Consider the following 18,294-nt stretch of genomic DNA (forward strand, 5'->3'; position numbering starts at 1 on the left):
GACGGCCGCACCCCGGCCGCAGCCGCCTTCTGAGGGGATCATTTTTGAAGCTGAGCGAACTCCTGGCCGGCCAGGAGCACACCGTCCTGCACGGGGACCCCGAGAAGACGTGGATCTCGGCCGGTACGACGTTCGACGCCGACCGGGTCGCCCCCGGGTCGTTGTTCGTCGCGGTGCCCGGACACCTGGAGGGCGGGCCCGGAGCCGTCGGTCCGGCACTCGCCCGGGGCGCGGCCGCGGCCGTCGTGGACGGCGACTGCGTGCTGCCGCCCGGCGCGTCCGAGAGGTGCGTGGTACGCGTCCCCGACACCCGGCGCGCCGCGGCCGTGCTCACCTCGCGCTACTTCGGCGAACCGGGCAGGGCGTTCGACCTCATCGCGGTCACCGGAACCAACGGGAAGACCTCCGTCTCGTACATGGTCGAGTCCGTCCTTCGGATCGCGGAGGGCGCCCGGACCGGTGTGATCGGCACGGCCGGCAGCCGCATCGGCGACGAACCGGTCCCGATGCCCCCGTCGGTGCTGACCACCCCGGAATCCCCCGATCTGCAGTACCTGTTGGGGCACATGCGGGACCGGGGGGTGACCGGGGTGGTGCTGGAGGCGACCTCGATGGGCCTGCTGACGCACCGGATGGACCGCACCTTCGTGGACGTGGGGATCTTCACCAACCTCAGTCAGGACCATCTGGACGACCACGGCACCATGGAGAACTACCGGGACGCGAAACTCCGGTTGTTCCAGGGGCTGTGCCGGCACGCCGTCGTGAACGCCGACGACCCGGTGGGGGCCGGAATCGACGCGCTGATGCCGGGCGCGGTGACCACGTACGCCCTCGACGCGGACGCCGACTACCGGGCCACCGATCTGATGGTGGACGCCTCGGGGACCCGCTTCACGCTGCACCACGACGGCCGCGCGTATGCGGCGGCGATCCCGTCGCCCGGCCGGTTCTCGGTGGCCAACGCGCTCGCCACGGTGGCCGCCTGCCATCACCTCGGGCACGACCTGGCCGGGCTCGTGGCCGCGCTCGCACACATGCCGCAGATCCCGGGCCGTTTCGAGCGCTTGACCACGGAGGGGGGAACCTCCGTGATCGTGGACTACGCGCACTCCCCCGACTCCCTCGACAAGGTGCTCCGCACCGTGCGGGGGTTCGCCCCGGCCTCCGTGATCACCGTCTTCGGCTGCGGCGGGGACCGTGACAGCACCAAGCGCGCCGCGATGGGGACGATCGCCGGTACCCACTCCGACCTGTGCGTCCTCACCTCGGACAATCCGCGCCACGAGAACCCCGAGACGATCATGGACGAGGTCGCTCGGGGCATCGGGGCGACCGGCACTCCGTGGGAGCGCTTCTCCGACCGCCGCGCGGCCATCGCCCACGCCCTCTCGGCGGCCGGCCCGAAGGACATCGTCCTGATCGCCGGGAAGGGCAGTGAGCCGCACCAGATCGTGGGCGACGCGCTGCTGCCCTTCAGCGACATGGCGACCGTGCGGGAGCTGACGGGACGGTAGACGCAGCTGCCGACAGGGCGGCGGACGGGAAGCAGTGAGGGCCGTGGAGGGCAGGCAGGGGTGACCGGGCGGTCCCCGCACCTCCCCGCGGCTCGCACCCCCGTACCGCTCGCAACACCGCGCCGCTCGCATCCCCCGCGCGGTTCGCCGCTACGCGCGTTTCGCCACGCCGGCGGCGCGGACCGGACCGGCCTGTCATCATGCTCCTGTCACATCACCGTCCTCCGAGGAGCACCGCCGACCATGCGCACGACCCGCATCGCCACCGCCGTCCTGGCCACCACGCTCGGCCTGGCCGGAGCCCTCGTCACCGCCCCCGCCGCAGGCGCGGCCGCACAGGCAGGCTGCCAGTACAAGGTCGTCTGGCCGACCGCCGGGGTGTACGAGAACCCGAACCCGAACAGCGCGGTCGTCAAGACCAAGTACGCCGGTGACATCGTCGGCGCCTCGACCTGCGAGGGCGCGTCCTACAACGAGTACGGCTATGTCCTGGTGGCCACCGACGCGGCGGCGGACGGCCGGGGCTGGATGCGCGAAGGGGCGGTCGTCCCGGTCTGACGTGCGGCGGGGGTGGCGCCGCCGTGGTTCGGCGGGGCGCACACCCCCGGCGCGGCTCGCCCCGGCACGGGGTTCGCCTCGGACGCGGCCCGGCTTTCGGGCGGCTGGTCCCGGCCGCCGCTTCCGGTGCGGGCCGCAGCCTCCGGTCGGGTCCCGTTTCAGGCGGCCCGCAGGAGCTCGGCGCGACCGAACAGGAGGGCGTAACCCGGGGGAAGGCCGGCGAGCAGACGGTCCATCAGCGCGGGACCGGCGAGGTCGTCCACGGCGCCGAGGACGGCTCCGGCGTCCCAGCGGGCGGTGGCGGGCGTGCCGCCCGTCCGCCGGGCCAGGTCCTTGACGAAGCCCCAGCCGGTGAGCCGCTCCTCCTCGGAGGGAAGCGCCAGCAGCGCGGTGGCGGCCTCCTGCGGAAGGCAGGACGCGAGCGCGGCGCGCACCTCCCCGGTGAGCCGCCGCCCGAGGCACTCCAGCACGGCTCGCGTCACGGCCTCCGCCCGCTCCCGAGTCGGATAGGCACCCTCGTACCTGATCCGCTCCAGCATCCGGTCGAACGTCATGTCCGCCCCCACGGGGGCCGGTTCGAGCAGCGTCGTCATGGGTCGTGACCTTTCTCGCCCGGACAGCGGGCGTCGGAGGACTGGGGGAGATGGCGGCCGGCCGGCGCCGGAGACGTCCGGAGCGGCACGGCGACCGGGGACGGGCGTGGCGGTGCCACCGCCCGCCCCTGCTGCCGCCGCGGGTCGGGTCAGCCGTTGGCCGGCCGGGTCAGCCGTTGATCTGGTCAGCCATTGATCTGGTCAGCCGTTGATCTGGCGGGGCGCGGACGCGCCGCCGATGGTGATCTTGCGGGGCTTCGCGCGCTCGGCGATCGGGATGCGCAGGGTCAGGACCCCCGCGTCGTATGCGGCGCCGATGCGCTCGGTGTCCAGGGTGTCGGCCAGCACCAACTGCCGGGAGAACACGCCCAGGGGCCGCTCGGAGAGCTCGACCTGCACGTCGTCGGCCTTGGCCGCCGGCCGGCGCTCGGCCCGGACGGTCAGCATGTTCCGCTCGACGTCGATGTCGATCGCGTCCTGGTCGACACCGGGGAGATCGAACGCGATGACGTACTCGTCGCCTTCGCGGTAGGCGTCCATCGGCATCGCCGAAGGACGGGACCACGTGCCCGTCGTGCCGGTCAGCTGCTGGGCGATCCGGTCGAGTTCACGGAACGGGTCGGTGCGCATCAACATGGGGAAACACCTCCGGTCAGGGTCTGGCAGAAACTGCTCATGCGCTTCACCTGACATCTGTTGTAGCATGTCATCCGAACGATGACAAGCAAGATGTCATCCGAAAGGTGACAGACGAAGGAGATGGACGATGGCCGGCCCACCCCCGTCCGACGCGGCCGACGACCCCACGTCGTTCCTGGCCGCCGAGACCGCACTGAACGCGATCGACCGGGCCGTGCGCACCGCACGGACCCCGCCGGAGGCCGAACCGGGCGAGGACGGATCCGTCGGCGGCCCCGGGGCCGGGTCGCCCGACGGCAAGGAGATGACCAGCGTGGAGCAGGCGCTGGCCGCGCTGCTGCTCCTGCGCGAGCTCCGCGGCCAACTGGCCGCGTGGGAACCCGGCCTCATCGAGGCGGCCCGCGCCGCGGGCGCGAGCTGGGCCGACCTCGCCCACCCGCTCGGGGTCGCCAGCCGGCAAGCGGCCGAACGCCGCTATCTGCGGGTCCGTCCGGGCACGCCGGGAAGCACCGCCGAGGAGCGCGTGCAGGCCACCCGGGGGCGGCGGGCGGCCGACCGCACCCTGGTCGCCTGGGCCCGCGACAACGCCGCCCCCCTCCGCCAGCTCGCCGGGCAGATCACCGCGCTCACCGACCTGGCGGCGCCGTCCCGCACCCCCGTGGCGCGGCTCGCCGACGCCCTCGCCCAGGACGACGCGGCCCGCCTGATCGACCCGCTGACCGCCACGCACGCGCACCTGACCACCGGCCATCCGGACCTCGCGGTGCGCGTCGACACCCTCACCCGCCACGCCGAGCGGCTGCGCGGTGGCGCGGACGCCTCGGACGTCCCGGGCGCCGCGGACGTCCCGGGCGCCTCGGACGTCCCGGGGCCGGACACAGCAGATATGCCGGGCACACCAGGCACACCGGGCACCGCCACGGCGGCCGGGGAATGAGCGGGGCGGACCCTGCGGTCAGCCCTGTCCGACCGGCAGCACGTCCGGGGACAGCACCCCCGCGCGGGCGCCGGCGGCGGTCATCCGCCGCCGGTGGTGGCGTCGGCACAGGACCTCGTAACCGAGCTGGCCGGTCGGCTGGTTGACGTCGCCGACGACCACCTGGGCGCCCTCGACGACCATCTCGCCGTCCACGGTGCGCGCGTTGTGGGTGGCCCGGGCCCCGCACCAGCAGAGCGCCTCGACCTGGAGCGCCTCTATCCGGTCGGCCAGCTCCATCAGGCGCTGGGAGCCGGGGAAGAGCCGGGTGCGGAAGTCGGTGGTGATGCCGAAGGCGAAGACGTCGAGGTTGAGGTCGTCCACGATCCGGGCGAGCTGGTCGATCTGCTCCCCGGCGAGGAACTGCGCCTCGTCCACGATCACGTAGTCGGCCCGGCCGCCCCGGCTGATGTGGTCCACCAGGTGGGCGTACAGGTCCATCCCCTCGGCGGCCTCGACGGCGTCCGTCACCAGGCCCAGCCGGGAGGAGAGCTTGCCCTCCCCCGCACGGTCGTCCCTGGTGAAGATCACGCCCTGGAGGCCCCGGGCCGACCGGTTGTGCCCGATCTGCAGGGCGAGCGTGCTCTTTCCGCAGTCCATCGTCCCGGAGAAGAACACAAGCTCGGGCATGAGAGGTCGGGCGCCTTTCGGTGATGCGGTGGGGGGGAGGCGGCTCGCCGGACGGGGCCGACGGCGCGGTTACGAGCGTACTTCGAGGAGGGGGACGAACTGCTCGACGGGGGTCAGCGAGCCGTGCACGCCCACCATCGCCGACTCGCGGGGCTCGGTGACGGACGCGGTGATCAGTACGTCGTCGCAGGCGGCCGCGACGACGTCGCCGATCCGTCCGTGCACCCGCTCGTCGATCCGAGGGCCGAACCAGCCGGCCGCGACGGCCTCCTCGCGGCTCGCCACCCAGAACTGCTCACCGAGCACCTCGCGCCAGACGGTGAGGACGTCGTTCTCCGCGCCCGGCACCGCGTACACGTGCCGCGCCCGGCCCTCGCCGCCCAGCAGAGCGACCCCGGCGCGCAGTTCCCAGTCCTCGTCGAAGTCGATCCGGGACTGCTCGTCGAACGGGATGTCGATCATGCCGTGGTCGGCGGTGACGTACAGCGCGGAGCGGGGCGGCAGTTGCTCGGCGAGCCGCTGCGCGAGCCCGTCGACGTACATGAGCTGGCCGCGCCAGGCGTCGGAGTCGATGCCGAAGCGGTGCCCCTTGCCGTCGACCTCGCTGTAGTACGTGTAGACGAGCGAGCGGTCCCCGGCGGCGAGGCGCTCGGCGGCCAGGTCCATGCGCTCCTCGCCGGAGAGCCGGCCGAGGAACGATCCGCCGCTGAGCGCGACCTTGGTGAGCGGGGTCTGCTCGAAGTCCGGCGAGGACACCTGCGCGGTGCGCACGCCGGCCGCGTCGGCGAGCCGGAAGACGGTGGGGTGCGGCTGCCAGGTCTTGGGCTGCGTCCACGGGTACCAGCGGAGCTGGTTCATCAGCTCGCCGGTGCCGGGGTTGCGGACGGTGTAACCGGTCAGTCCGTGTTCGCCGGGCGGCAGGCCGGTACCCACCGACGCCAGCGAGGTGGCGGTGGTGGAGGGGAAACCGGCGGTGATCGGGCGTCCGGTGCCGCCGCGCGAGGACGGCAGCAGCGAGTGGAGGAACGGCGCCTCGTCGGGGTGGGCCTCGATCTGCTCCCAGCCGAGCCCGTCGATCAGGAAGACGCAGTTGCGGTCGGCCGGGGTGAGCTCCGGGATCACCGCCTCGAAGCCGGGCACCTCCTGCCCCGCGACGAGGGTCGGCAGCAGGTCCGCCAACGAGCCGCCGCCGTAGGCGGGCGCGGGGGCGGCGGCGGGGTCGAGCAGTACCGGTTCCTGCCAGGCGGACTGGACCATCAGCGGGCGTTGCCGTTGCCGGCCGCGTTGGCCGCGGTGGCGGCCGTGGCCTCGGACAGCGACTGGGCGAACGCGAGGGTCTGGCGCACGGTGTCCGGGCCGTCGCCGGCCTCGCTGACGCGCAGGCTCAGATCGTCGGCGGTGGAGCTGCCGGTGTAGCCGTGGTCGGCGTCGCACTCGGGGTCGCCGCAGGCGGCGGGCTCCAGGTCGATGCGGGAGACCGCGCCCCAGCCGATGGTGAGCACGACCTCGCGGGGCAGTGTGCCCGGCACGTACTTCTCCGGCTCGGCCACGACCCGGCTGACCACGACGGACGAGATCCGGCCGAGGTGGACGGATTCGGTGGAGGTGGTGGCGTAGGGCGTCGGGGAGCTGGTGTCCGCGGCCTGCTCGTCGGTGTGGCTGACGATGAAGCGGTTCTCCGTCAGGACGAGGACGGTGACGTGCCGCCGGACCTCGTTGGAGTCGAAGGTGGTCTCCTGGTGGACCAGGTACGAGGCGACCGGCTCCCCGCCGACGGCGGCCTCCACCGCCTCGGCCACGAGGGCCGGGTAGTAGCCACTGCGCTCGATCGCCGCGCGCAGCCCCTGGGTCGTCGTACCGGTCTTTGCCATGGCCCCATCCTACGGGGGACGGGTGACTGCCGGGGACGCTGCGGGGCGGCCGCGCGGCGCCCGCGGGGTCAGTAGGCGGGCAGCCTGCGGGGGCCGAGGTCGGTCCTGGGGGGCGGCGGGGCCAGCCGGACGCTCGCTCCGAGGACGGTGAGCCCCTGGGTGGCCACGACGACCGGTTCCAGGGCGACGCCGACGATCTCGGGGTGGTCGTCCACCAGCCGCGAGACGCGCAGCAGCAGCTCTTCGAGGGCGCGGGTGTCGACGGGCGACGACCCCCGCCAGCCGAAGAGCACCGGGGCCGCCCTGATCGAACGGATCAGTTCGGCGGCGTCCCGGTCGGTGGCGGGAACCAGCCGGTGGGCGACGTCGCCGAGGAGCTCGGAGGGGGTGCCGGCCAGCCCGAAGGAGAGGACCGCCCCGGCCGCGGCGTCGATGGATGCCCGTACGACGGTGTCCACCCCGCGCGGTGCCATGGCCTGGACGACCGGCTGGAGTTCGGCCGGCCTGCCCAGCAGCTCGGTCAGTTCGCCGTACGCGCGCCGCAGCGCGTCCTCGTCGGCCAGGTCGAGGCGCACGCCGCCGAGGTCGGCGCGGTGGCGCAGATGGGGGGCGGTGGTCTTGAGCGCCACCGGGTAACCGAGCGTCGCGGCCGCGCCGGCGGCGGCGTCCTCGTCGGGGGCGGGCAGCGTGGGGCGCACGTCGATGCCGTAGAGCGCCAGCAGCGAGCGGGCCTCGTCGTGGGTGAGGGGGCGGCCGCGGGGGTCGGGGTCGGGGCCGAGCAGGGCGGCGATCAGGTCGGCGGCGCCGGACTCGTCGGTGGTGTCGTCGAGGAACTCGGGCACCTTGCCCGGTACGGCGGCCTGGCGCCGCCACTGGGCGTACTTCACCGCCTCCGCCATGGCCCGTACGGCCCGTTCGGCCGCGGGGTAGGCGGGGACGGCTCCGGAGGCGGCCGGGGCCGGCGCGGGTCCGGCGGGCACGGACACGGCCTGCGCGGGTGGGACGGGCGCGGACGCGGCCGGCGCGGGTGCCGGCCGGGCGGCGGGCGGGGCGGCCGCGGGCCCGGCGGCGGGGCGGGTGCCGGACGCGGCGGCCAGCGCCTCGGCGAGACCACCGATCTCCAGGTGGACGACGGCCACCGGCTTGGCGGGGCCGCCGCCCACCTGGAGATCGGCGGCCTCCCGCAGCGCGGCGGCCAGTACCTCGCCGTCGCCGGTCTGCGCCTCGCCGTTCTCCCCCACCCACGGGATGGCGTTCACGATGACGGCGTCGCAGGCGCTGTCCGCCAACGCCTCGGCGAGGGCGTCACGGAAGTCCGCGGGAGCGGCGGCGGTGGTGAGGTCGCGCGGCGGCCGGGGCCGCAGCCCTTCGGTCAGGCAGGCGTCGTAGGTGAGCAGGCCGAGTGACTCGGAGTTGCCGAGGATGGCCACCCGCGGCCCGGCCGGCAGCGGCTGACCGGCCAGCAGCAGAGCCGCGTCGACCATCTCGGTGACGGTGTCGACGCGGATCACCCCGGCCTGGCGCAGCAGCGCGGAGACGGTGGCGTCCGGGATGCGGCTGACGGGCACGGCGTGGCCGGGCGGGGCGGAGCCGCTGTGCCGGGCGCCCTTCACCACGACGACGGGCTTCACGGCGGCGGTCCTGCGGGCGAGCCGGGTGAACTTGCGCGGGTTGCCGATGGATTCCAGGTAGAGCAGCGCGACGTCGGTGTCCGGGTCGTCGAACCAGTACTGGAGGAAGTCGTTGCCGGAGATGTCGGCCCGGTTGCCCGCGGAGATGAAGGTGGAGAGGCCGGCGCCGCGCCGGTGCAGCCCGGACAGCAGGGCGATGGCGATGGCGCCGGACTGGGTGAACAGCCCGATGCGGCCGGGGGCGGGCGACTCGGGGGCCAGCGAGGCGTTCAGCCGGACCGCGTCGGACGTGTTGATCAGCCCGAACGCGTTGGGACCGATGAGGCGCATGCCGTAGGAGCGGACCTGCCGGAGCAGTTCGCGCTGGCGCTCCCTGCCCTCGGCGCCCCGCTCGGCGTAGTCGGCGGACAGGACGACGAGTCCGCGTACGCCGTGCTCGCCGCAGTCCGCGACGGCGGCCGGGACCTGGGCGGCGGGAACGGCGAGGACCGCGAGGTCGACGGGCGTGCCGATCTCGCCGACCGAGCGGTGGGCGGGTACCCCGTCGAGGGCCGGGCAGGAGCCGTCCAGGGCGTGGTTGACGGCGTGCAGGCTGCCGGTGAATCCGGAGGCCAGCAGGTTGCGCAGCACGGTGCGGCCGACCCCGCCCGGGGTGCGGCCGGCGCCGACGACCGCGACCGAGGCGGGGGTGAGCAGCCGCTGCACGGAGCGGGCTTCGGCGCGCTGCTCACGGCCGCGCTGGACGGCGAGGGACTTCTCGGTGGGCTCGATGTCGAGGGTGAGGTGGACGGAGCCGTCCTCGAAGCTGCGCCGCTGGGTGTAGCCGGCGTCCCGGAACACCTTGATCATTTTCGTGTTGGCGGGCAGCACCTCGGCGGCGAACCGCCGGATGCCGCGCTCACGTGCCACCGCGGCGATGTGTTCGAGCAGGGTGGAGGCGACGCCGCGGCCCTGGTGCGCGTCCTGGACCAGGAAGGCCACCTCGGCCTCGTCGGCCGGGGCGGAGGCGGGCATCCCCCGGGCGTCGATGCGGTCGAAGCGGACGGTGGCGATGAACTCGCCGCCCACGGTGACGGCCAGGCCCACCCGGTCGACGTAGTCGTGATGGGTGAAGCGGTGCACGTCCTTGGCGGAGAGGCGGGGGTAGGGGGCGAAGAAGCGGTAGTACTTCGACTCGTCCGAGACCTGCTCGTAGAAGCTCACCAGCCGGTCGGCGTCGTCCGTGGTGATCGGCCTGATCCGCGCGGTACCACCGTCACGGAGCACCACGTCCGCCTCCCAGTGGTCGGGGTACGCGTGATGCGGACTCTGCTCCGGCGTGGGCTGCATGGCCAAAGCCTACGACCGGCGCACCGGTCGCGTGGGGGCCCGCACCGGGGCAGTGTGGGACCGTCCGTCCCGGGCCCCGTCCGGCGCGGAGCCGGGGCCCTGTGCGCGCCGCGTGCGAGAATGGTCTAGACAACCTCTGAACGTGAAGGGCAGAACCAATGGCTGAGCGCCGAGTCAACGTCGGATGGGCCGAGGGCCTGCACGCCCGCCCCGCCTCCATTTTCGTCAGGGCCGCCACGGCCTCCGGCGTTCCCGTGACGATCGCCAAGACCGACGGCTCGCCGGTCAACGCGGCCTCGATGCTCGCCGTGCTCGGACTGGGCGCGCAGGGCGGCGAGGAGATCGTGCTCGCCTCGGACGCCGACGGCGCGGAGGCCGCGCTCGACCGGCTGGCGAAGCTGGTCGCCGAGGGACTCGACGAGCTCCCCGAGACGGTCTGACGCACCACCCGTCCGGAGGCGGGAGGGCGCCGAGCGCGCCGCGTCCCCGTACACCGTGAAGAGCCGCGGCGCCCCGAGGGGCGCCGCGGCTCTTCACGGTGTACGGACGGTTCTCGCACGACGCTTTCACTCACACGGCGACCCGGAATCGGTTCCCGCATGCGTTCCGGAACGGACGCACGGAAACACTCACGGATTCGCCGCCCCCGAAAGAAGTCGCCCGGATCATGACGAAGAAAGCAATCCGCGGGCAGCAAAAAGAAAGCTCCTCGCAATTACTTCGTCTTTGTATACGGCCTCTTTGTTAATGACGCACTCCGGCGGTGTTTACGGGATGTTGCGAAGTGCTCACCCGGGGCGGGCCCGGGACCCGGCCGGTCCGCTCCGGGCGGCGCAGCCGGTGCACGGACGCGGCCCGCTCGGCGTGCTGGGCGGCCAGCGCGCGGGCGCGGTCGGCGTCGCCCCGTGCCACGGCGTCCACGATCGCGCCGTGCTCCGCCCAGGAGTCCACCGGCCGGGCCGGCTGCTCCACCGCGTACATCCAGGCGATCTTGTGGCGGAGCTGGGTGAGCATGGCGATCAGCCCGGGACTGCCCGAGGCCTGGGCGAGCGTCTCGTGGAACCAGCCGCCGAGCGCGCGCAGATCCTCGCCCTCGCCCCGGCGCGCACGCTCCTGACCCAGCTTGACCAGGCCGCGCAGGACCTTGAGATGGGCGTCCGTGCGGCGCTGTGCGGCGCGCGCCGCACCCAGCGGCTCCAGCAGCATCCGCACCTCCAGGAGGTCGACGGCCTCCTGCTCGGTGGGCTCGGCCACGCAGGCGCCGGCGTGCCGGCGGGTGACCACGAACCCCTCGGACTCCAGGGTGCGCAGCGCCTCGCGGACCGGGACGCGCGAGACCCCGTAGCGGCGGGCCAGCAGCTCCTCGGTGAGGCGGCTGCCGCGCTCGTAGACACCGGAGACGATATCGTCCCGGATCGCCGTGCATACCGAGTGCGCCGGAATACGCATGTCCGAACCTCCGCCTTAATCCCCGCGAAACGCGGCCGATCGAAGCCTGCCCCGTGACTCTATTGCAATCTGCCTGAATTTCCGATGGCGGGCCGGAATCCATGCATATCTCTTGGCCGAAGCGGAACGGACCGGAGAGGTTTCGGCCGATATGCCGAAGACCCCGGCGGGAGCCGGGGTCCTCGGGGGGAACAACGGAGCGGACGGGCGGGCCGTCCGGTCACGGAGGGGGTCAGACGGTCACGCCGCGCGCCCGCAGGTAGGCGACGGGATCCATGTCGGAGCCGTACTCGGGCGAGGTCCGCGCCTCGAAGTGCAGGTGCGGCCCGGTGGAGTTGCCGGTCGAGCCGGACAGGCCGATCTGCTCGCCGGCGGCGACGCTCTGACCCACGGAGACGCCGAGGGAGGAGAGGTGGCCGTACTGCGTGTACGTGCCGTCCGTCATCCGGAGCACGATGTTGTTGCCGTACGCGCCGCCCCAGCCGGCCTCGACGACGGTGCCGGCGCCGACGGCGACGACGGAGGTGCCGGAGGCGGCCCGGAAGTCCACGCCGGAGTGGCTGCCGGACGACCAGAGCGAGCCGCCGGACTTGTAGCCGGTGGTGACGTGGGAGCCGGCGACCGGCAGGCGGTAGGCGTTGAGGCGGGCGCGCTCGGCGGCACGCGCCGCACGGGCCTTCTCGGCACGTGCCTTCTCCGCACGGGCTTCCATCTCGGCCTTGACCTTGGCGGCGGCCGCGGCCTTCGCCTTCGCGGCGGCGGCCGCGTCGGCCTGCTTCTGCTGGGCCTCCGCCTGCGCGGCGATCCGCTCGGCGAGACCGGTGCCCATGGCCACGGTCTGGGTGAGCCCGGTGTCGGCGACCGAGCTGCTGCTCGGCTCCGCGGCGAGGGCGGGGGCGGCCGTGCCGCCGATGACGCCGGTGGTGGCCAGTGCCGCGACGGAGACCGCCTGCACACCCTTGCGGGTCAGGCGGTTCGGGGCACGGTGCTTCCCGGTGGCACGGGTGAACGCCATGGAGGAGCTGGTTTCCTTTCCTTCCTTCTCGCCTACCGGGTTAGCTGACGGGTTCGGAGCAGGAAGGTCTCCTACGGGTTCCAGCGGTCTCGACGGAGTCCGCAGGTGCCCGATTCACCCCAGGGACGGTGGGTCCCCGGCTCCCCAGGCTCGCGCCTGACGGGGACTCGGCGATGACTGCCCGGCGCCACGGTTGCGGCTCAAGGTGACGGACAGCCGAGCCGACGGTAGGCGGAGCTCTCGGGCGCTTCCAAACGAACGGCGACTTTTGTCGTACATGCCACAGGACGTACGGCCTTATTGACCATAAAGCGGACAAAGGCCAGGACCCCGACGAGGCATGCCCGTCGGGGTCCTGGGGCGGAACGGGGCCCGGCCCCGGTGGTTCCGCGGAGGTTCAGCCGGTGACGACCGTCACCTCGCCGATCTCCAGGGCGCGCACCGGCCCGGCGATCTGCGAGGCGTCGCCGACGAGGACCGTCACGAGCCGGTCCACCGGGAACGCGTTGACGACTGCGGCCGTCGCCTCGACGGTGCCGGTCTCCGCGAGCCGCGCGTACAGGTGCGACTGGTAGTCGTCCGGCAGCTGCTGCTCGACCTGGTCGGCGAGGGTGCTCGCCACCGACGCGGCCGTCTCGAACTTCAGCGGGGCGACGCCCACGAGGTTCTGCACGGCCGTCTCGCGCTCGGCGTCGGTCAGCCCCTCGGCGGCCAGCTTCCGCAGCACCTTCCACAGGTCGTCCAGCGCCGGACCGGTCGACTCGGTGTCGACCGAGCCGCTGATCGCCAGCATCGCCGCGCCCGTCGCACCGGAGGGGGAGTCCGGCGCGGTGGACCGCAGCACCTGCCCGAAGGCCCGCACCCCGTAGGTGTAGCCCTTCTCCTCCCGCAGCACCCGGTCCAGCCGGGAAGTGAGGGTGCCGCCCAGGCAGTACGTGCCGAGGACCTGGGCCGGCCACACGCTGTCGTGGCGGTCCGGGCCGATCCGCCCGATGAGGAGCTGGGTCTGCACCGCGCCCGGCCGGTCGACGATGACCACGCGGCCGCGGTCGTCGGCCGTGATGGGCGGCACGGGGCGCGGGGTGCCGGCGTCGCCGGTCCAGTCCCCGACCGTCTCGGCGAGCAGCGCGTCCACGTCGATGCCGGTGAGGTCACCGACGACCACGGCGGTGGCGGTGGCCGGACGGACGTGCGCGTCGTAGAACGCGCGCACCGCCGCGGCGTCGATCCGCCGGACGGTGTCCTCGGTGCCGAGCCGCGGGCGCGACATCCGCGCATCGGCCGGGAACAGCTCCTTGGAGAGCTGCTTGGCCGCGCGGCGGGCCGGGTTGGCCTTCTCGTGCGGGATCTCGTCGAGGCGGTTGCCCACCAGGCGCTCGATCTCGCTCTCCGCGAAGGCCGGTGCCCGCAGCGCCTCGGCGACCAGTCCCAGGGCCTTGGCCAGCCGGGAGGCGGGGACCTCCAGGGAGACCCGGACGCCCGGGTGGTCGGCGTGCGCGTCGAGCGTGGCGCCGCAGCGCTCCAGCTCGGCGGCGAACTCCTCGGCGTCGCGCTTGTCGGTGCCCTCGGAGAGCGCCCGCGCCATGATCGTCGCCACCCCGTCGAGCCCCTCGGGCTCGGCGTCCAGCGGCGCGTCCAGGAAGATCTCCACCGCGACGACCTGCTGGCCGGGGCGGTGGCAGCGCAGCACGGTCAGCCCGTTGGGCAGCGTGCCGCGCTCGGGGGCGGGGAAGGCCCAGGGCCGGGCGGTCCCGGCGGTCGGCTGGGGGTGGAACTCCATCGTCACTCCAGTCACGGCGGCGTCGCTCACTTGTCGGCCCCCTCGGGCGCCTCGGCGCCGTCCTCGTCGTCGGCCGGCTCGACGGGCTCGTAGACGAGCACCGCCCGGTTGTCGGGGCGCAGGGTCGCCCCGGCCACCGCGCGCACCTCCTCGGCGGTGACGTCGAGCACCCGGGTGACCGCGGTCAGGGCGAGCTGCGGGTCGCCGAACAGCACCGCGTAGCGGCACAGTTCGTCGGCGCGGCCCGCGACCGTGCCGAGGCGGTCCAGCCACTCCCGCTCCAACTGCGCCTGCGCCCGCTCCATCTCCTCGGGCGTGGGCCCCTCGGCGGCGAACCGGGCGAGCTCCTCGTCGACCGCGGTCTCGATCACGTCGACCTCGACGCCGCCGGACGTCTTCACGTCCAGCCAGCCCAGCGAGGGCGCGCCGGCGAGCCGCAGCAGCCCGAATCCGGCGGCGACCGCCGAGCGGTCGCGCCGCACCAGGCGGTTGTGCAGCCGGGACGACTCCCCGCCGCCCAGCACGGTCAGCGCCAGGTCGGCGGCGTCGCACGCGCGGGTGCCGTCCTGCGGCAGCCGGTAGGCGGCCATCAGCGCGCGCGCCGGGACCTCCTCGTGCACCACCTCGCGCACCTGCTCGCCGATGACCGGCGGCAGCGTGCCGTCCCGCGGCGGCTGCTTGCCGTCGTGGGAGGGGATCGAACCGAAGTACTTCTCGACCCAGGCGAGCGTCTGCTCGGAGTCGATGTCCCCGACCACGGAGAGCACCGCGTTGTTGGGCGCGTAGTACGTGCGGAAGAACGTCCGCGCGTCCTCCAGCGTCGCCGCGTCCAGGTCGGCCATCGACCCGATCGGGGTGTGGTGGTACGGGTGGCCCTCGGGGTAGGCGAGGGCGGTGAGCCGCTCGAACGCGGTGCCGTACGGGACGTTGTCGTACCGCTGGCGGCGCTCGTTCTTGACGACGTCGCGCTGGTTCTCCATGGACTCTTCGTCGAGCGCGGCGAGCAGCGAGCCCATCCGGTCGGCCTCCAGCCAGAGCGCGAGCTCGAGCTGGTGGGTCGGCATGGTCTCGAAGTAGTTGGTCCGCTCGAAGCTGGTGGTCCCGTTGAGGGAACCGCCGGCGCCCTGGACCAGCTCGAAGTGGCCGTTCCCCTTGACCTGTCCGGACCCCTGGAACATCAGGTGCTCGAAGAGGTGCGCCAGCCCGGTGCGCCCCCGCACTTCGTGCCGGGAGCCTACGTCGTACCAGAGACAGACCGCGGCGACCGGGGTCAGATGGTCCTCGGAGAGCACCACACGCAGGCCGTTGGCCAGGCGGTGCTCGGTCGCTGTCAAGCCGCCGGAGCCGGCCTGCGCGGTGGCCGTGTGACCCATGGGCATGTACGTCCCTTCGATCGCGATACTGGACTTGTCGCCAGACCTGTCACTCTAGGCAAGCGCACGGCCCGGTGGCGAAGTTCCCGTTCCGCCGCAGACATGCGCCGGACCACGTGAATTCCGTCGGCGCCCGTGGCGGGCGTCACTCCGACATGCTGCCGCAAACCGCTGTCCGGCGGGCCCCGACGGGGCTGTTGTACCGGGTCGAGGTCGGCGTTGTCGGCGGCGCGGTCCACAATGGTCCGCGTCAGAACCCCAGGTAGCCCGACAGAATCCGTGAAGGAGTCGCAGCCGCGATGGCCCGCCGCAGCACGAAGACCCCGCCGCCGGACGACTTCGAGGAGAAGATCCTCGACATCGACGTCGTCGACGAAATGCAGGGCTCCTTCCTCGAGTACGCGTACTCGGTGATCTACTCGAGGGCCCTGCCCGACGCCCGCGACGGCATGAAGCCCGTGCACCGCCGCATCGTGTCCCAGATGCACGAGATGGGACTGCGCCCCGACCGCGGGTACGTGAAGTGCGCCCGCGTCGTCGGCGACGTCATGGGCAAGCTGCACCCGCACGGTGACGCGTCGATCTACGACGCGCTGGTGCGCATGGCACAGCCGTTCTCCATGCGCCTGCCGCTCGTGGACGGCCACGGAAACTTCGGGTCGCTCGGCAACGACGACCCGCCGGCCGCCATGCGCTACACCGAGTGCCGCATGGCCGACGCCACCTCGCTGATGACGGAGTCCATCGACGAGGACACCGTCGACTACCAGGCCAACTACGACGGCCAGGAGCGGGAGCCTGTCGTCCTCCCGGCCGCCTACCCCAACCTGCTGGTGAACGGCGCGTCCGGGATCGCGGTCGGCATGGCCACCAACATGCCCCCGCACAACCTCGGCGAAGTCATCGCCGCCGCCCGGCACCTGATCCGGTACCCGAACGCGGACCTGGACGCGCTGATGCGGTACGTCCCCGGCCCCGACCTGCCGACCGGGGGCCGGATCGTCGGCCTCGGGGGCATCAGGGACGCGTACGCCAACGGACGCGGCACGTTCAAGATCCGCGCCACCGTCGCGGTGGAGAACGTCACGCCGCGGCGCAAGGGTCTCGTCGTCACCGAACTGCCGTTCTCCGTGGGCCCGGAGAAGGTGATCGCCAAGATCAAGGACCTGGTCTCCTCGAAGAAGCTCCAGGGCATCGCCGACGTCAAGGACCTCACGGACCGGGCGCACGGGCTGCGGCTGGTCATCGAGATCAAGAACGGTTTCGTGCCGGAGGCGGTGCTGGAGCACCTCTACAAGCTGACGCCGATGGAGGAGTCCTTCGGCATCAACAACGTCGCCCTCGTCGACGGCCAGCCCCTCACCCTGGGCCTCAAGGAGCTGCTGGAGGTCTATCTCGACCACCGCTTCGAGGTGGTGCGCCGGCGCAGCGAGTTCCGCCGCACCAAGCGCCGCGACCGGCTGCACCTGGTCGAGGGGCTGCTCGTCGCACTGGTCGACATCGACGAGGTCATCCGCCTCATCCGGGACAGCGACAACTCCGCGGAGGCGAAGCAGCGCCTCATGGACCACTTCTCGCTGAGCGAGATCCAGACGCAGTACATCCTGGACACCCCGCTGCGCCGGCTGACCCGGTTCGACCGGATCGAGCTGGAGAGCGAGCGCGACCGGCTGACGGCGGAGATCGACGCGCTGACGGCGATCCTGGAGTCCGACGCGGAGCTGCGCAAGCTGGTCTCCTCGGAGCTGGCCGCGGTGGCGAAGAAGTTCGGCACCGACCGGCGCACGGTCCTGCTGGAGTCCGCGGGTTCGCAGGTGGCGTCCGTGCCGCTGGAGGTCGCGGACGACCCCTGCCGGGTGCTGCTCTCCTCGACCGGACTGCTGGCCCGCACCGCCAACGGCGACCCGGTGGTCCTCGACGAGGACGCCAAGCGCGCCAAGCACGACGTGATCGTGTCGGTGGTCGCGGCGACCGCGCGGGCCGACGTCGGGGCGGTGACCTCCGCCGGACGGCTGCTGCGCATCCCGGTGATCGACCTGCCCCAGCTGCCGGACACCCACGCAGCGCCCAACCTCTCCGGCGGGGCCCCGGTGGCGGAGTTCCTGACCCTGGAGCCGGACGAGCGGCTGATCTGCCTGACCACGCTGGACGAGCAGTCGCCGGGCCTGGCCCTGGGCACCCTGCAGGGCGTGGTCAAGCGCGTCGTGCCGGACTACCCGGCCAACAAGGACGAGCTGGAGGTCATCTCCCTGAAGGACGGCGACCGGATCGTCGGCGCCGTCGAGCTGCGCACGGGGGACGAGGACCTGGTCTTCATCACGTCCGACGCGCAACTGCTGCGCTTCCCCGCGTCGGTGGTCCGTCCCCAGGGCCGTCCGGCGGGCGGCATGGCGGGCGTCAAGCTGACCGCGGGCGCCGAGGTGCTGTCGTTCGCCGCGGTCGATCCCGCCGCGGACGGCGTGGTGTTCACGGTGGCCGGTTCGCACGGCACCCTGGACGACTCGGTGCTGACCTCCAAGCTCACCCCGTTCGACCAGTACCCGCGCAAGGGGCGGGCCACCGGAGGGGTCCGCTGCCAGCGGTTCCTGAAGGGCGAGGACATGCTGGTCTTCGCCTGGGCGGGTACCGCTCCCGCCCGCGCCTCCCAGCCCAACGGCACCCCCGCGCGGCTGCCGGAGCCCGACCCGCGCCGGGACGGTTCCGGCACCCCGCTGATCGACCCGGTCGCCGCGATGGCGGGGCTGGTGTAGGGCTGGGGCCCTTCGGGGTTCTCACCCCTGGGGCGGCCCGTCCCCGGACGGGCTCCCGTGGGCCCCTCCGGGGAACGGGGCAGGGCGTGCGGGGGGTGGTGCGTGCGGGGGTGCCTCTATGTAGTTCGTCAATCCCGTGCTGCCGGTTCCGGGGGTGTTGGTCTCTTTCATGCGGCGAGGGTG

At 73.1% G+C, this 18,294-nt stretch carries 15 protein-coding genes and 1 riboswitch; of the genes, 5 read left to right on the plus strand and 10 right to left on the minus strand.

Translation table 11 applies throughout. The features are described 5' to 3' along the window. Positions 1–44 precede the first annotated feature (44 nt). Together Q0994_RS28150 and Q0994_RS28155 are read left to right on the plus strand one after the other, a co-directional pair. Complete coding sequence (locus Q0994_RS28150) at positions 45–1,517, plus strand: UDP-N-acetylmuramoyl-L-alanyl-D-glutamate--2,6-diaminopimelate ligase (RefSeq protein ID WP_299539967.1); 1,473 nt, start codon at positions 45–47, stop codon at positions 1,515–1,517. A gap of 243 nt (positions 1,518–1,760) precedes the next feature. Then, complete coding sequence (locus tag Q0994_RS28155; protein WP_299539970.1) at positions 1,761–2,075, plus strand: glycosyltransferase; 315 nt, start codon at positions 1,761–1,763, stop codon at positions 2,073–2,075. Between the two features lie 158 nt (positions 2,076–2,233). On the opposite strand, the gene Q0994_RS28160 is transcribed toward Q0994_RS28155, so the two are convergent. Both Q0994_RS28160 and Q0994_RS28165 read right to left on the minus strand, forming a co-directional pair. Continuing rightward, positions 2,234–2,668, minus strand: coding sequence for a DUF2267 domain-containing protein (locus tag Q0994_RS28160; protein ID WP_299539972.1), 435 nt, complete (start codon positions 2,666–2,668; stop codon positions 2,234–2,236). 201 nt (positions 2,669–2,869) lie between these two features. Next, positions 2,870–3,304 (minus strand): Hsp20/alpha crystallin family protein, encoded by a 435-nt coding sequence (locus tag Q0994_RS28165; RefSeq protein WP_299539975.1) that lies wholly within the window; start codon positions 3,302–3,304, stop codon positions 2,870–2,872. 130 nt (positions 3,305–3,434) lie between these two features. Between Q0994_RS28165 and Q0994_RS28170 the strand changes: the two genes are divergently transcribed. After that, positions 3,435–4,244, plus strand: coding sequence for a type III effector protein (locus Q0994_RS28170; RefSeq protein ID WP_299539977.1), 810 nt, complete (start codon positions 3,435–3,437; stop codon positions 4,242–4,244). Between the two features lie 18 nt (positions 4,245–4,262). Here the strand turns inward: Q0994_RS28170 and Q0994_RS28175 are convergent, their stop codons facing one another. From Q0994_RS28175 to Q0994_RS28190, 4 genes are all read right to left on the minus strand, one after another. Then, complete coding sequence (locus Q0994_RS28175) at positions 4,263–4,913, minus strand: thymidine kinase (protein WP_299539979.1); 651 nt, start codon at positions 4,911–4,913, stop codon at positions 4,263–4,265. 69 nt (positions 4,914–4,982) lie between these two features. Then, positions 4,983–6,170, minus strand: coding sequence for an alkaline phosphatase family protein (locus tag Q0994_RS28180; protein WP_299539982.1), 1,188 nt, complete (start codon positions 6,168–6,170; stop codon positions 4,983–4,985). Next, positions 6,170–6,784, minus strand: coding sequence for a DUF5998 family protein (locus Q0994_RS28185; RefSeq protein WP_299539985.1), 615 nt, complete (start codon positions 6,782–6,784; stop codon positions 6,170–6,172). The genes Q0994_RS28180 and Q0994_RS28185 overlap by 1 nt, the downstream gene beginning before the upstream one ends. Before the next feature lie 68 nt (positions 6,785–6,852). Continuing rightward, complete coding sequence (locus Q0994_RS28190; RefSeq protein WP_299539987.1) at positions 6,853–9,744, minus strand: bifunctional GNAT family N-acetyltransferase/acetate--CoA ligase family protein; 2,892 nt, start codon at positions 9,742–9,744, stop codon at positions 6,853–6,855. 158 nt (positions 9,745–9,902) lie between these two features. Between Q0994_RS28190 and Q0994_RS28195 the strand changes: the two genes are divergently transcribed. Next, on the plus strand, positions 9,903–10,184 hold the full coding sequence (locus tag Q0994_RS28195) for an HPr family phosphocarrier protein (protein WP_299539989.1): 282 nt from the start codon (positions 9,903–9,905) through the stop codon (positions 10,182–10,184). A gap of 304 nt (positions 10,185–10,488) precedes the next feature. Here the strand turns inward: Q0994_RS28195 and Q0994_RS28200 are convergent, their stop codons facing one another. From Q0994_RS28200 to Q0994_RS28215, 4 genes are all read right to left on the minus strand, one after another. Then, on the minus strand, positions 10,489–11,193 hold the full coding sequence (locus tag Q0994_RS28200; RefSeq protein ID WP_299539992.1) for a GntR family transcriptional regulator: 705 nt from the start codon (positions 11,191–11,193) through the stop codon (positions 10,489–10,491). A 232-nt stretch (positions 11,194–11,425) separates the two neighbouring features. Further along, the gene (locus tag Q0994_RS28205; RefSeq protein ID WP_299539995.1) at positions 11,426–12,208 is read right to left on the minus strand and encodes a M23 family metallopeptidase; all 783 of its coding nucleotides are present in this window, start codon (positions 12,206–12,208) and stop codon (positions 11,426–11,428) included. 14 nt (positions 12,209–12,222) lie between these two features. Further along, a riboswitch (cyclic di-AMP (ydaO/yuaA leader) is annotated at positions 12,223–12,391 on the minus strand. A 214-nt stretch (positions 12,392–12,605) separates the two neighbouring features. Further along, positions 12,606–13,988 (minus strand): pitrilysin family protein, encoded by a 1,383-nt coding sequence (locus Q0994_RS28210; protein WP_299540009.1) that lies wholly within the window; start codon positions 13,986–13,988, stop codon positions 12,606–12,608. Positions 13,989–14,014: 26 nt separating this feature from the next. After that, complete coding sequence (locus tag Q0994_RS28215; protein WP_299539997.1) at positions 14,015–15,367, minus strand: pitrilysin family protein; 1,353 nt, start codon at positions 15,365–15,367, stop codon at positions 14,015–14,017. Positions 15,368–15,660: 293 nt separating this feature from the next. On the opposite strand from Q0994_RS28215, the gene Q0994_RS28220 reads away from it, so the two are divergent. Further along, complete coding sequence (locus tag Q0994_RS28220) at positions 15,661–18,111, plus strand: DNA topoisomerase (ATP-hydrolyzing) subunit A (RefSeq protein ID WP_299539999.1); 2,451 nt, start codon at positions 15,661–15,663, stop codon at positions 18,109–18,111. Positions 18,112–18,294 lie beyond the last annotated feature (183 nt).

Origin of the sequence: uncultured Streptomyces sp. (genome assembly GCF_947488945.1) — a bacterium.
Classification (GTDB): domain Bacteria; phylum Actinomycetota; class Actinomycetes; order Streptomycetales; family Streptomycetaceae; genus Streptomyces.